This window comes from Viridibacillus soli (assembly GCF_016612995.1).
GTDB lineage: Bacteria > Bacillota > Bacilli > Bacillales_A > Planococcaceae > Viridibacillus > Viridibacillus soli.
Genome location: NZ_JAEOAH010000007.1, coordinates 153,162 through 167,706, shown reverse-complemented (window position 1 = coordinate 167,706; position 14,545 = coordinate 153,162). Strand labels below are relative to the sequence as shown.

Genomic DNA, 14,545 nt, shown 5'->3' with positions numbered 1-14,545 from the left:
CCATCATATATTATCAATAGTATTGTTCACAAAAAAACGCAACCAGACAATTCTGATTACGTTAAATAAGTATTCTTTTAGAACAATTTACTCCCCATTGGTAAGTGGAAGCCCATATACAATGTGAATAATAGAAATACTGCAAATAAAATCCAAAACATACTTGTTGGTTTACCCTTAGCAGAACGAACTAATACCATTTCCATCATACCAATTACTAAAATTCCACCCAGGAATTTTAAACCGTATTGCATGCCCATAGAATAGTCCATAGCAGAACCGAATAATGCAGCACCAGTGATAATAACTAAAATATAAAATACACGTAAAATCATATGGGTTACTTTTCGACCCTTTGTACCTTTTTGCATCATAGCAGCTACTAAAAATAATACGATAGCAACTACCCATGTTGTAATATGTAGATGCGTTTGACTAGTTAAAAAATCCATTTATGCCCCACCTCTATTTTTATAATCATTTTTATCCTACCAAATCGTATAGAACTATACAAATATAACAGACCGATGGAAAACGCTCCCATCGGTCTGTTTATAAAGCTTTGTATACCTAAAAAAATTATTCGAAGCGATTTACTAAAGTACCAATACCTTCGATTGACACTTTTACTACATCACCAGCTTTTAAGTATGTTGGTGGATTCATGCCTTTACCAACGCCTGCAGGAGTCCCTGTTAAGATTACATCACCAGGTTCTAAAGTTACTAATTTAGAAATCTCAGAGATTATTTCTTCAATTGAGAACATCATATCCTTTGTCGAACCATTTTGGCGAACTTCATCATTTACTTTCGTAACAACTGATAAAGATTGTGGATTTGGGATTTCATCTTTTGTTACTAAGTAAGGTCCCATTGGACAAGCACCATCTAAGCTTTTACCTAAGAAAAATTGCTTATGTTTTGCTTGTAAATCACGTGCTGTAATATCATTGGCAATTGTGTAACCAAATACATAATCATATGCTAATTTTGTAGGAATATTTTTACCTTTTTTACCGATAACAACTGCTAATTCACCCTCATAGTCAAGCTCAGAAGTGACATCAGCATGTGCAGAGATTGTTTGTTCATCTGCAGCAATTGAAGTTGGTGCTTTTGTGAAGATCATTAAATTTTCCGGAGCAGATTCAGCGCCCATTTCTTTGGCGTGATCTTGATAGTTTTTACCAACACAAATAATATTTTTCGTTGTACGTGGAATTGGCGCTAACCACTCAATTTCAGTAAATGCATATTTAAATTGCTCTGGGTCTTCTGAATTCTGTGCTGCTTCTACAAGTTTACGAGATTGTTCAACAAATTCGTAACCAGCTGTCATACCCTCTACAATTGTTGTTGCGAAAGAAGGTAGTACTTGAAGAACTTCTTGGATTGCTAACACATCCCATACAGCTTCTTCTTTTTTTACTTTCGGACCAAAACTTACTACATTATTATAACGAAATGATAAAATTTTCATGAATATTGGCACTCCTTCTTTTTTTCAATGATACATCAATTATTGACTAATTTCCTCTTTTTTCTGTATCTTTTTTCCGTAGGTTATACGTTTCCATACTGCTTCCACCGGACCTTGCTTAAATTTCAGGAACCATAACTCTGCAAATACTACTTGTAGAACGAATATCCCTACAGCTAACCAAGTTACGGTATCGACACCGATTTTACCATATAATCCTAATCCAAAGTGATAGAAAATAAATGTTCCTATAATTGACTGCATTAAATATGTAGTCATTGACATACGTCCTGCCTTTGCCACTGGCGAGAAAATCTTAGTAAAATTTGGGATTTGACATAACAGGACAATTAACCCAGCATAGCCTACCGCGAGTATGGGCCCACCAAAAGATACTTGGACATAGTCTAGGAAAAGATTTCGCTCTAAATTATAAGGCAACATCTTAATTGTCACACCGACCGGTATCGTAATCACGGTTAAAATAATCCAAAATACACGTTTTTCCTTTGCACGTTCAACAAGCTGCCATTTGGATGCGGCTGCACCTAATAGCATATACGGTAAAATAGTAAACAACGAAATAATCCACATACCAGGAGATGCCTGCACTTGTAAATCTGCAAGACGCTGAATGAAAGCATCTGTCCATGAACCAGAACCATAAGCTGCTATGGCGCCTTCTATAGCTGCTATATCTACGTACTGTGCCATATCGCTAGATTCTTCTATTAAAGAAGCTAAACCCATTAACACCATTAAGAAGCCATGGACAATTCCATATAACGCCCCACCAATTGTCATTAACCAAACTGGCTTCAAACGTAATAACGCCAATAAGAAAAAGCCACAAAATGCATAGGTCATTAAAATGTCTCCCCACCAAATGAGGAAGGCATGTAACAATCCAATGCCAAGTAACACCGCTAAACGCTTAGATCCAATCTTATAAAAATTGTCTCCCAATTTTGTTGCTTTCGTAAATTGCATCGCTAAACCATAACCAAACAACATTGAAAATAGTGGATAAAAGCTTCCTTGAACAAAAATATCTAACCACTGATGATAGTTCTTATCTAGAGGAGCTTCAAACCATGTTTTTAAATCAATATGTGGAAGAGGTGTACTAAATGCAAACATATTCACTAAGAAAATACCTAGCAAACTGAAGCCCCGCATCATATCGAGTGCTTCAATTCTCTTCTGCATAGGTGTTGGTGTTAAATTCAAAATCTCGCCTCCTACAATTCTATTGAACGTTGTGCATCAAATGCATAAATAAGCTTTTCTGAAATAGTAATACGTAAAATTTCTTCTAACGCTTTTTTATAAATTGTTAACTGTACATCATAACGTTCTTTCATTTCCTTGCGTAACCCTTCCTCCGTCTTCATGTTCTCTTTGATACGATCCGTTTTATAATCGAGTAAAATCCATTTGCCATCTGCTTCCTTAAATAAGCAATCGACAACTCCTTGCACGATTTGTGAATCCCCGTCATTATCTGTAACGCTAAAAGTAAAAGGCATTTCCCGATGTAGCTCGACTGCATTCATAAAACGTTGACCTGCGGCTGTTTCAAAAAACGCTACAATTTTAGGCGCTTTTACAGCTGTTCCTTCTTCTTTCGTCAATAGTTGACGATCAACTATCCCCTGCACAAAAACATCAATTTCCTTCTTTGAATGTAAGCCCTGCTGTGGAATATGTTGCATAACTGTATGCATCGCGGTACCAACTTCAGCCGCGGTTAAAGAACGTTGTTGTAAAAAGCTCGGTCGCTTTGCCACTTGCTGTTGCTTTTTAGGTGCCTTAACAAAAAATTCAGGTTGCTCTGCTTGTTCTAAGGTTTGCAGCCGTTTTAGCTCACTAACGGATGTTTTGGAACGTTTTGCTACGGCTCCATCAAAGGCATAAGCTGTATCAAAGCGCTTTTTGATAGTCTTTAATATCGACTCATCAATTTCAGGAGGTTTATTAATTTCCTCTACAGTCACTTCTTCTACCTCAGCTACTTCTAATGGTGTTTTAAAATGTTCTGCACCTATGACTTGAATTTTCCATCTTGATTGCTCATTAACTACTTCTGGATCTTCATTACCTAAATATCGCTCATAGTCTGAGTGCCTTGCTAAAGCAGGACCAATCCAATCTAAATAGCTTTTTGCAAAAGCACGAACATGGTCAGGAAGCATATCTTCTACTGGCAACAGCTTTGCATCATCCCAAACCGCTTTTGTTTTCTCCCAATTTTTCACCGTACCAACTAAATAGAGATGCTCTTTCGCACGTGTCATCGCAACATAAAGAACTCGCATCTCTTCTGCCTTTAGCTCAAGTTTCTTTTTCTCTTGCATTGCTAAAAATGGCAGTGAAGTATATTGAATACGTTTTTCAGGATCAATCATTTTCACCGCTAAACCAAACTGTTGATCAAATAAATAAGGTAAATTGAAATCCATTTTATTAAACTCTCGACCTAAACCTGCTACAAAAACATAGGGGAATTCTAGTCCTTTTGATGAGTGAATCGTCATTAATCGTACGACATCTTCCGTTTCACTAATGGCGCGTGCTGTTCCTAAATCGTCTCCACGTAAACGCATCCGATCAACAAATCTCAAAAATCGGTAGAGTCCCCGAAATGCCGTTTTTTCATAAGATAACGCACGATCATGAAGTGCACGTAAATTCGCTTGGCGCTGTTTGCCATTTGGCATGGCACCGACCATTTCATAATAATTCGTATCTACATACACCCGCCAAATTAAATCCGCTAAAGAGCCGCGGCGAGCAAGATCTCGCCAATCTTCAAATTGCAGTAAAAAGCGCTGGAGCTTTTCAGCAGTGCTGGATTTTAAGCCCGTTCCTTCGTTACGAACAAATTGCTTCAATGCATCATAAAATGGCGCTTTCGAATCGGCTAATCGAATATTCGCTAGCTCATTTTCCGTTAAACCAACAAATGGTGCTCTCAGAACAGACGCTAACGGGATATCTTGATACGGGTTATCGATAATTCGCAATGTATTTAGCATAATCATCACTTCAAGCGCTTCAAAATACCCTTTAGTTAACTCTGCATATAAAGGAACTCCAGCTAGCTTAAACTCCTCAGCTAAGTCGCCTGACCAAGTCATAGAACGCATTAAAATGACGATATCACGGTACTCTAAAGGCCTTTCTTTGCCTTTCTTCGTATCATATACCATTTGTCCAGATTGTTTCAGTTCCTGGATTTTACGAATAATATAGCGCGCCTCTTGCTGAGATTTCTTTAATTCCTCCTCGTCTTGTAGCTCTGAACTTATCTCTGTTTGATCATCATTAGATTCTTCCTCTTCCGATTGGTCAGTGTATAGAACCGCCAATTCTACAGGGGCTTCCTTGTCATTATAAGGTGCATGAGGTTTTAACGCTGCTGCTTCATCATAACTGATTTCGCCAACTTTCTCACCCATAATTTGAGAGAATATATAGTTAGTGCCATTCAAAACTTCAGGGCGACTTCGGAAGTTAGCATTCAAGTCGATTTTCATCCCTGTATCTGCTGGCTCTTCTTCAAATTCCAGATATTTGTTTAAAAATAACGTTGGCTCTGCCAAGCGGAATCGGTAAATTGATTGTTTCACGTCACCAACCATAAACATATTGCCATCCGCATTCCCACCGCTTTTCACAAGCTGTAGAATAGTTTCCTGTAATCTATTCGTATCTTGATATTCATCAACAAGCACTTCATTGAATTTTTCACGGTAACTTAGAGCCACAGCTGATGGGACAAGTTCCCCCTCTACTTCATCTGTTAGAATTTGCAATGCAAAATGCTCTAAGTCTGAAAAATCTACGAGACCTTTTTCATTTTTGGCTACGGCATATTTTTCACTAAAACTAGCGGCAATATTTACTAGTGTTTCAATCATCGGCTTCATTAATCGAATTTCATCAAGTAGCCTTTCGGGTCGTCTAGTGAAATATTGCTTTTTAGCCGTGTCAAATAAATCCTTTGCTTGCTTACGTTTGCTTTGTGCTAATGCCTTCAGCTCTGGATCACAGTCCATCTTTTTCGTAGAAATTCTTGCCCAGCTAATAGCATGGAAATATTCGTACGCTTCTTCCCAAGTACGTTCATGTAAAAATGCACGTGCTTCTGTTAATAAAATAAAATCCTTCTCGGCTGTTTCCCCATAGGCTGATGGTCCATTTGGTTCTAGGCTGAGCTCTCTCATATCTTTAATAAGGGAATAGGCCGCTTCAATCGCATGACTAACAGAGCGCTTAATAATCTTACTAATAGGTAACTCATCAACAGATGTAATCCCATCAATATCATATTGCATTGGCAATGATTCAAGCCATTTCATCGGCTCTGGGTTAACACGCGACATATCATATAATTTATCAATTAATGATTCGATTGCTTGGTCATCGCGGTCAGATGTAAAACTATCTACTAAGCGGTAGACATCATCAACTTGGTCGCTATTGTAAGCTTCCTCTAGTACTTCTGCTAAAGTGTCATCCTTTAATAGCGCAGCTTCTGTATCATTGGCGATGCGGAAGCCGGGATCAATATCTAATAGATACGCATACTGACGGACAATATTTAAACAGAATGAGTGCAATGTTGAAATTTGCGCTTTATTTAATAAGCTTAATTGGCGTCTAAGATGTTTTGATTCTGGTTGATTGGCGATCTCTTTTTCAAGAGCTTCTGCCATTCTATGACGCATTTCAGCTGCGGAAGCATTAGTAAATGTTACAACTAAAAGCTCGTCCACATCGATGGGATTTTCTGTTGAAATGACCTTTTCAATCATACGATTGATCAAGACGGCGGTTTTACCTGAACCTGCCGCCGCTGACACTAAAGTATCTTGACCAGTAGTCCAAATCGCTTTCCACTGCTCATCAGTCCAAGTTTCCATCTCCGGCTTCATAGGTATTTTCATCAACTACACAAGCCTCCTTTCGAATTTTTTCAATGACGTCTTCTTTTTTTCCCATTGGTTGTAAATAGCGATAATGTTGATTTGCATCCGTTGTATCAAACTGACAGACACTCTTAAAAGAGCAATACTGGCATGCTGTACGTGTTTTCATACGGTAGGGACTAATATCAGTATGGCCCGCTAAAATACCCTCACCTGCCTCTTGATGCTTGTGGCGTACGAAATTTCGCAGATGGCCCATATCTTGATTTGAAATAACGGATGATAGTTTAGGTGAAACAGCGCCATCCTTCTTGCCAATATAAGCAGGCACGACTTGTGAGTGACCACCTTCTTCAAGTGCTTCATCCATATCAATCAATGACTCTCGATCATCTAATAAGAGTCCTTTCATCTTGAACTCTTTTAAACGTTCAAGCTCCGCCTGTTGACCATCTAGATTATCATATGGCTTCAACATCGGATTATGGACATGAATATATAACACACCGCCAGCTTCAGAATGCAATGGTAGCCACTGTTCTGAATTTTCAACGGCCACATCTAAATACGTTAACATTTGCAAAGATAAACCGTAATAGACATCATTTAAATCTAGTTTTTTTGAAGAAGATTTATAATCAACGACTCGAATATATGGCTTGTTATTGATTGTTGCAGCATCCACCCGGTCAATACGGCCTCGCATTTGCATGTTCTTACCGCCATCTAACTGAATCATCAGCGGTGGCAGTGGTTCTCCCGGCCCAAAAGCTGCCTCTAAAGCAATTGGCTTGAAGTTTGATACACGTGCATGTTGACTTAAGGAAAGCATTGTTCTTTGTACAATCAATGTCAATTTTCGTTGAATATAACGATATCGAGCTGTACTCATTAAAATTTGGTGATAAAGAAGCGGTGAAATTTTATCGACCGCACGTCTCGCCAAATCGGCACATTGCTCCGGTGACAGCTGACCCCATTTAATATTCTGTTCATGTGTTTCCTCTGAAATCCACTTTAATGCTGCGTGGAATAAATCCCCGATTGTCGGCGTTTCAAGGCGATATTCCGCACGTTCTTCAAGACGTAAACCATAAGTAGAAAAATGCGAAAATGGACAGCCATAGAACTTCTCAATACGCGATACACTTGAAGTAAGTGTCGATCCATATAAAGCCTCTGTTACATCCGGCGTTAATTGCTCCGCTTTATTCAATACCTTTAATGGACGCATTAAGCGCTGTAAAATATCTGCCCAATAAGGGTCCTCTGCATAATACGCCTGCAGTGCACGCCATTCAGGAGTTAGTTCTTCGCCATGCTCCGCTTGTCGCAGCTGCATCATCAAATAGGCTAAAGACGTATTTGGATGAATAATATAAGGTAAATCCGATAGTTCTGATAGCGACTCACTAGGGTCCGTTAGCGCTCTTGTAAATGGCGCCTTTGGAATTAGCTGATGAAGCTTCTTCACATAGAGTGATGGTAATAATGCTTTGCTTTCTTCATCAGCAATCGCATAACTAACAATAAGTTTATCAGAAGCCATTGTTAACGCACGATAAGTGATGAACGCTTCTTCTAACAAACGTGTTTTAGATGTCGGTGCAAGCTCTAAACCAAGCTGCATAAACCATTCACGCTCTGCGTCAGATAGTAACCCTTCATGATCGATTCGTTGCGGATAAACTCCTTCATTCATACCAATGACAAAAACAGCTTTCATATTTGTTAAACGAGACAAATCTGCCGTTGCAATCGTCACTTGGTCTAATGACGGTGGAATACGTGAAAACTCTAACGTATCAAAGCCTTCTTCTAACGTGTGAAGTGCTTCTTCTAGAGTCATTTCTTGCTCCCCAAACATCATCACAAACTGATCAAGTACGTCTACCCATTGGTTCCACGCTTGCTCATGCTCACTTGCGGCTAAGAGCTGACCTTTGTCGATTTCTTTATCCTTTAACACTTGTAATTTTTCGTAAATTGCAAGATTTTCTATGAAATTAAATAGAGCCGTTGCGATCTCGAGACCTGTTGTAGAGGTAGCTAGCTGATCTTCAAGTGCTTTTAATGGCTCCCTCACCTTATTACGTGCTGCTTCAATTTCTTGCTGGAAGGCACGCTCTTCGTCGGTTTGATTTTTCGTTAAAAATTCCAAACCACGGTATTTTTTATAAAGCCAACGATTCTCATCAAACCAACGTTCACTGTAAATGCCTTGTGCCATAACAAAGTTTTCTAAGCGGTCTGCACGCTCTCGCCAAACATGTAAATCCGCATCTACTGGGAAGAATAAATCTGTTTTCACCGCACGGAAAATAGGCTCGTACTTCCAGCCTGATTGAATAACCTCTAGAGCTGAACGACTGAGTTCAATTAATGGATGATGGAGCATCGGTTTTTTTTGACTCACGAAAACAGGAATGTCATATTGCGGGAAAATTGTCGTAAATAAAGGATCATAGACATCAGCTTGACGATACAAAATCGCCATTTCCCTATAACGAATAGCGTCATTTTGTGTAAACTCACGAATTTTTCTTGCAATCGCATGTACTTCTGCACGGCGATTGGTAGCTTCAATGAACTCAAAACCGTTTGAAGAGTCATTTTTTTCCTCATCATGAGATTCAAACTTTTCTTCGATATATTGCAAATCTTCATTTTTAAAACGATGAGATGTTTGACAATAGACGGTGGGCTCTATTTCAATACCTTCTTCAAATGCTATTTCTTTTAATCGTAAACTCGTCCTTGCCGAATGGTAAAATAATGCTTGTTCATCGTCTGCATCCTCATCCGATTCCATCGGTAAAACAATTGTCACCCGGCGTGCTACCTTCAAAAGCTCTTGCACGAGCTCAAATTCTCGTGTTGTAAATGCTGAAAATCCATCCAAATAAATATCTGCAGAACGTATAATTTCCGAATCCTGCAATTGTGCTGTTAGCAGAGGAAAATACCCCTCGCTATCAATATATGTAGTACCTAGTCTCTCCTCTAATGCTGACAGTAATAGCTGTAAATCATGCGCTTTATCACGCAAAGTTTGTGGTGCATTCATCCCCTCAAAATCAGTTAAAAGAGCTTCTAACGTCTGACTATCTAAGCTATAGCGATTAAATTCCTTTAACAAAGTTTCCATTTCATCTGTAAAACCACGTTTACCTGCAGCTTGGCGGAACAATGCAAACTGCTCCTTATTATCCTCTAGTAAACGCTTGATGAGCATCCGATAACCAAAGCCATTAATCTCTTGACGGCTAATGCCACCTGTTTCCTGCAAAATACGCCATGCTAAGCGCTTAAACGTCGTCACTTGTGCGCGAATAAGCCCCGATACATCATAGCGATGTGTTAAATCATATTCTGAAGAAAACGACATTTGGTCTGGAACAAGTAAGAATATTGGTGTTCCCATGGAATGTTCCTTCAAAGTATCTACAATTTCATGATGAATAAATGTCGATTTTCCAGAGCCTGATCTTCCTGAAACAATACGCAGTGACATTGGAACCCCCTCCTTCTAAAACAATAAAAAGCCCTAAAAAAATTTTCATTACTATTGTACAAAAAAATACAGATTCCCAAAAATAAAAAGAACATTTGTTCCTACCTTAATCTAGAAAACAAACAGAAGCAACTCCTATGACTTTTTATTTACTTTTAAAGCACTTCTCATATCTTCTTCGACTTTTGCATTTAAATGTCCTTCAGCCATTTTGCCACCCCACCACATCAGACCAATCACAAGAAGAATGACACCGGTGCGAATAGGATCTGTTATTAGAGCTCTCAAATCCGAACCAATCCAGCTAATAACAAAAATCATAACAAGTTTTGAAGCCATTATAGTAAATAAAAAATGAAGCCGTTTTAAATTGGACAAGCCTGCAACAATATTGACTAGTGCAGATGGTGTGAACGGAAAGCATAGTAAGAGAAATAAGGGCGTAAATCCTTTTATTTCAACCCAGTTGATTAATCTTTTCACCGTAGCACGCTTTGTTACGAAGTTCAACAAGCGACTTTGCCCATATTTTCGTACGATTAAAAATACACAGTATGACCCTAAAACCGCTCCGATCCATGATAGTAAAAAGCCAATCCACAAACCATAAGCACTTGCATTTGCAATGACAAATGCAGCAAGTGGCAAAAACGGTAAAAATGCTTCAATAAATGGCAGCAAAATACCGAGTAGCGTACCAATTAGGCGGTATTCTTCTGCTAATGCTTGTAAATTATCTAATGTTAACCAGTCTGGCATATGCCTCTTCCTCTCTAGGAAATAGCGTCAAGTAAGTTTTTCAACTGAGGTAAGAGCGCTACCTAAAAGTTACTATTTATATTGCAAAATGAAATGTAGAACCGTCACTTCATCAGCACCATTCGTATACTGATGTACTTGCTGTCCTGAAAATACTAGCGTTTCACCAACATCTAAGGTTTCACACATATCTCCAGCTTCGACAATTACTTGTCCTTTTATAGCTGTTATTGTTTCTTCTACCCCTTCAGTATGTGCTTCACTGCTATGACTACAACCAGGATCCATTTCTACTTTAAATAATTCCCAACCACGCTCTGGGTCATAAGGAATAATTGAATAAACTCGATACTTTCCATCATTTTCAGCGACAAATGGAATCTTAGCGCTATTTATTTTTAAATATTGCCCTTGTGGTGGTTGCAATAACGATGAAAAAGAAATACGTAAACCTGCAGCAATTTTCCAAATCGTCGAAACTGTTGGATTTGAGTCGCCCTTTTCTATTTGAGCTAATTGTCCTTTACTGACATCTGTTAACTTGGCCAAATCATCAAAGCTAAGCAAGCGCTGCTGGCGAATTTTCTTCAACTGCCTACCTAAATTACGACTAATTTCTTCCACTAATATCACCTCTTGTATATTTTATCATACAGTTGTATACTTTATTAAACATTTTAATGGAGGTCCACTTATGGATAAATTTGGATTCACATCTGGTATGAAGGCGGGTTCAAGTATTGCGATTGGCTACTTTCCAATTGCGCTAACATTTGGCTTACTCGCAAAAACGACTGGGCTTTCAATGATGGAAGCTACAGCAATGAGTATACTTGTTTACGCCGGAGCATCACAATATATTGCCTTGAATTTATTAACGACAGGTACAGATCCATTACTTATTGTTCTTAATACTTTTGTCGTCAATATCCGACACTTCTTAATGACGGCATCACTAAACGAAAAGATGCAATCCGAGAAAAAGTGGAAAAAATCTATCTATGCCTTTTGGGTAACAGATGAATCATTTTCCGTACTTGCAACTCGTAAGGAAGATAAACTCCCTACCTCTTTTGGGGTCGGTGTTATGCTCGTTGCATACGGGAGTTGGGTTGTCTTCACAGCAGTCGGACATTTAATCGGTGCAAATTTGCCAATCTTTTTACAAGCTGCTATGGGAATTGCTCTCTACGCTATGTTTGTCGGTCTTTTAGTTCCTTCTATGAAGGGCAATCGCAAAGTTGTTATGCTTGCACTTATTGCAGCAGTCATTAACTGCTTCTTCTACTGGACGCAAATTTTATCAACTGGCTGGGCATTATTAGTTGCTGCCCTTGTTTCTTCAATTACAGTTGAAATCGTTTATGCAAATCAAGCAAAACGTAAAGGAGGCGTTGTATAATGGGTTCATGGTATTGGTGGATGATTATTGGTATGGCTATTGTCACGTATATTCCGCGTGCAATTCCATTAACATTTTTAGAAGGTAAAGAACTACCCCCTATAATTTCAGGTATTTTGCAAAATATTCCTTACGCTATTTTAGGTGCGATGATCTTTCCAGCCATTTTGATGATTAAAGAAGGCGATATTTTATTTGGCTTGATTGGTGCTGTAGCTGCATTTGCGATTGCTTTTGCTGGTGCTAATGTTATTTTAGTCGTACTAGGCGCTATCGCTGTATTATCGATTTACAGTTTATTTTTTTAATTTATTTTCAAAATTGTTTGACTTCTCACTAAATATCATATATAGTAATATTTAATTCTTACAACAATTACATAGTAATATCACTTTCTTATCCAGAGAGACTGAGGGACAGGCCCTTTGAAGTCTCGGCAACAGATTCACATGTGAACACTGTGCCAATTCCTACAAGCATCATTTGCTTGAAAGATGAGAACGAGATGGTTTTCGTATATAAGTTGAGAGCCTATTGTTTTCTTTCTGGTAAAGGAGCAATAGGCTCTTTTTCGTTCTAAAAATAGAGAAAGTTGATGATCTCAATTGTCTGCTAAGAAACTCTCATTTGAGTATCGCCCATTTGCGAGAGATTATATTCTTAACTCCCATTCGAGTTGCGCATTCGTTTCATCGTTACTCATTTGTAACAACTATTTTGACCGCTCTCATTCGAGCATTTTACAAATACACGCTACTCATTCGTAGCCATCTCCTTGTAGGTCATTTCCTACCAACGCAAAAGCCCGATTGTCTCATCTGACAAATCGGGCTTTTGTTTATTATTATTTTTCTTTATTACGATTCATCATACGTGTTGCGTACCAAAAGCCAATTGTTAATGACAATGCATCAACAACGTATAAAAACGTTGGATGTGTAAAGCCTGCATAAACCGAAGCAGCAATGAGTGCTACTGACAATGCTAATGCCACATAATGACTGAATGTAATACGTGTAAATAGTACAACGAGTAATCCTGGAAAGAACAGCGCTAAAATTACTTTAGTAACCATATAATCTATGCTTTCTCCTTTATCTCACGACGAGTAGACCAATTTTATAATGATCATGTCGATGTATAACTTGCTGACGCAAGCGGACTTCACCGTCATGATTTAATACTTCTATACGACACTGTGCAGCATTTACTTGCAACGCTTCATACATTTCTTCTTCCGTTTGCACTTCAATACCGTTTACTTTGCGAATACACTCACCCACTTGTAGTCCCATCGCTTGTGCTGGTGACCCTGGTAAAATGGCAGCAATGACAACGCCAGCATTTTGAGGTGTTACTGCATAACCACTATCGCGCTCAGTCCAAGCATAAATAATAGAAATTAAAATTCGGCCACCTACAGCAACACAAATACCAACAAACCCAAATGCAGGAATATGAGGAGCAACAATCGCCCCTAATAATACAATCATTGCTAATAAAATAATTGCTTTCCCTATTCTCGGGTAAAAGTGTACAGGTAATGTTTTACGAGAACGTTGTTGGAATCCAATCACGACTGGCACTAATATAAATGAAAACGTAGAATTCCACATTGTCAACTGCGGCCAATACGGAATATATGCTTGAATCAGACCACCTGGAATGACGAAGAAAATCGGTAATAGCCATAATCGTTTCACTAAATATGTAGCTGCTGGCATGCCGCGATCAGACTTCTCTAATCTCGGTGAAGCAAATTTCACTGCGTGTCTATAAATAAGTATGCCTTCAGCTAAAAGAAGTAATCCCACAAACGCTGGTATAACAACAAATAGACCTAGGTCCATCGAATTCCCCGTAAATGTCCACCATAAGAAATTAAATGACGCATCTTGTGCCTGAAGATACCAGATAACGCCGAATGCAATCGCCAATGGATAAACTGCTGAAGCTGTATAATAAAATGTTAAAATACAAATGATACTCGCACAGATGAATAGTACCAAATATTCAAGTGGTACAACTAATCCAAGACCTATGCTTATAATCGATATACCTAATGCCAAAAGCCATCCGTCTTTTAACAAGAAAAGTGTTTCTGTCCAACCCCAGCGAATACGGGTGTTGAATGATTTGCGCTCCGTTATGACACGTCGATAGCCCAGTAATATAGTGAAAATAATGGCAACGTAGAGTATTGGGTTTAAAACGAAACGGCCAATGCCTTTTAAAAGCTCTATTAATATATCTAAGTACATTTTCCGCATCACCTTCCGTAGTGTAACTAGTAGTATAGCTATTTCTTCATTGTATCAAACGACTGTTTGAAAGCGTAGAGGTATTTAAATTATATTTCATAATTAGAACCAAATTTGGTTGAAATATGAGTAAAAAGCTAGAAAGAAGATAGCCGTTATTCTAATTTGAGTAAATTTACATTCATTACTTGGC

The 14,545-nt window shown here is 38.5% G+C and carries 11 protein-coding genes and 1 riboswitch; of the genes, 2 read left to right on the top strand and 9 right to left on the bottom strand.

Going from position 1 to position 14,545, the window contains the following annotated elements; genetic code table 11:
* Positions 1-77 precede the first annotated feature (77 nt).
* The 7 genes from JFL43_RS08400 to JFL43_RS08370 form a co-directional block, all read right to left on the bottom strand.
* Positions 78-452, bottom strand: coding sequence for a YisL family protein (locus JFL43_RS08400; protein ID WP_200748674.1), 375 nt, complete (start codon positions 450-452; stop codon positions 78-80).
* Positions 453-579: 127 nt separating this feature from the next.
* Entirely contained in the window at positions 580-1,482 is a 903-nt protein-coding gene (locus tag JFL43_RS08395) for a fumarylacetoacetate hydrolase family protein (RefSeq protein WP_100794669.1), read from the bottom strand.
* A gap of 39 nt (positions 1,483-1,521) precedes the next feature.
* Positions 1,522-2,712, bottom strand: coding sequence for a DUF418 domain-containing protein (locus tag JFL43_RS08390; RefSeq protein WP_234447666.1), 1,191 nt, complete (start codon positions 2,710-2,712; stop codon positions 1,522-1,524).
* 11 nt (positions 2,713-2,723) lie between these two features.
* A complete protein-coding gene (addA, locus tag JFL43_RS08385) occupies positions 2,724-6,434 on the bottom strand; it encodes a helicase-exonuclease AddAB subunit AddA (protein WP_200748724.1) in 3,711 nt (1,236 codons plus the stop codon).
* Positions 6,394-9,930 carry a helicase-exonuclease AddAB subunit AddB gene (addB, locus tag JFL43_RS08380; protein WP_200748673.1) on the bottom strand — a complete coding sequence of 1,179 codons (3,537 nt, stop codon included), beginning with the start codon at positions 9,928-9,930 and terminating at the stop codon, positions 6,394-6,396. Before addB ends, addA begins: the two co-directional genes overlap by 41 nt.
* A gap of 135 nt (positions 9,931-10,065) precedes the next feature.
* Positions 10,066-10,689: a TVP38/TMEM64 family protein gene (locus JFL43_RS08375; protein ID WP_200748672.1), complete on the bottom strand. Its 624-nt coding sequence runs from the start codon at positions 10,687-10,689 to the stop codon at positions 10,066-10,068.
* A gap of 72 nt (positions 10,690-10,761) precedes the next feature.
* Positions 10,762-11,313, bottom strand: coding sequence for a helix-turn-helix domain-containing protein (locus tag JFL43_RS08370; RefSeq protein ID WP_100794672.1), 552 nt, complete (start codon positions 11,311-11,313; stop codon positions 10,762-10,764).
* A 70-nt stretch (positions 11,314-11,383) separates the two neighbouring features.
* Here JFL43_RS08370 and JFL43_RS08365 point away from each other — a divergent pair, with 70 nt between their 5' ends.
* Positions 11,384-12,091 (top strand): AzlC family ABC transporter permease, encoded by a 708-nt coding sequence (locus JFL43_RS08365; protein ID WP_100794673.1) that lies wholly within the window; start codon positions 11,384-11,386, stop codon positions 12,089-12,091.
* Positions 12,091-12,399, top strand: a complete 309-nt coding sequence (locus JFL43_RS08360; protein ID WP_100794674.1) for an AzlD domain-containing protein — start codon at positions 12,091-12,093, stop codon at positions 12,397-12,399. Before JFL43_RS08365 ends, JFL43_RS08360 begins: the two co-directional genes overlap by 1 nt.
* A gap of 85 nt (positions 12,400-12,484) precedes the next feature.
* Positions 12,485-12,592, top strand: a riboswitch (SAM riboswitch).
* Between the two features lie 343 nt (positions 12,593-12,935).
* Here JFL43_RS08360 and JFL43_RS08355 read toward each other — a convergent pair.
* Both JFL43_RS08355 and JFL43_RS08350 read right to left on the bottom strand, forming a co-directional pair.
* Positions 12,936-13,166, bottom strand: coding sequence for a CsbA family protein (locus tag JFL43_RS08355; protein ID WP_234447665.1), 231 nt, complete (start codon positions 13,164-13,166; stop codon positions 12,936-12,938).
* 19 nt (positions 13,167-13,185) lie between these two features.
* Entirely contained in the window at positions 13,186-14,352 is a 1,167-nt protein-coding gene (locus tag JFL43_RS08350) for a PDZ domain-containing protein (protein ID WP_200748671.1), read from the bottom strand.
* Positions 14,353-14,545: the final 193 nt, after the last annotated feature.

Excerpts from the sequence above, each read along its gene's own strand:
- JFL43_RS08400 (WP_200748674.1), bottom strand. The coding sequence starts at position 452 with ATGGATTTTTTAACTAGTCAAACGCATCTACATATTACAACATGGGTA.
- JFL43_RS08375 (WP_200748672.1), bottom strand. The coding sequence starts at position 10,689 with ATGCCAGACTGGTTAACATTAGATAATTTACAAGCATTAGCAGAAGAA.
- JFL43_RS08395 (WP_100794669.1), bottom strand. The coding sequence starts at position 1,482 with ATGAAAATTTTATCATTTCGTTATAATAATGTAGTAAGTTTTGGTCCG.
- JFL43_RS08350 (WP_200748671.1), bottom strand. The coding sequence starts at position 14,352 with ATGTACTTAGATATATTAATAGAGCTTTTAAAAGGCATTGGCCGTTTC.
- JFL43_RS08365 (WP_100794673.1), top strand. The coding sequence starts at position 11,384 with ATGGATAAATTTGGATTCACATCTGGTATGAAGGCGGGTTCAAGTATT.
- JFL43_RS08360 (WP_100794674.1), top strand. The coding sequence starts at position 12,091 with ATGGGTTCATGGTATTGGTGGATGATTATTGGTATGGCTATTGTCACG.
- addA (WP_200748724.1), bottom strand. The coding sequence starts at position 6,434 with ATGAAAATACCTATGAAGCCGGAGATGGAAACTTGGACTGATGAGCAG.
- JFL43_RS08355 (WP_234447665.1), bottom strand. The coding sequence starts at position 13,166 with ATGGTTACTAAAGTAATTTTAGCGCTGTTCTTTCCAGGATTACTCGTT.
- addB (WP_200748673.1), bottom strand. The coding sequence starts at position 9,930 with ATGTCACTGCGTATTGTTTCAGGAAGATCAGGCTCTGGAAAATCGACA.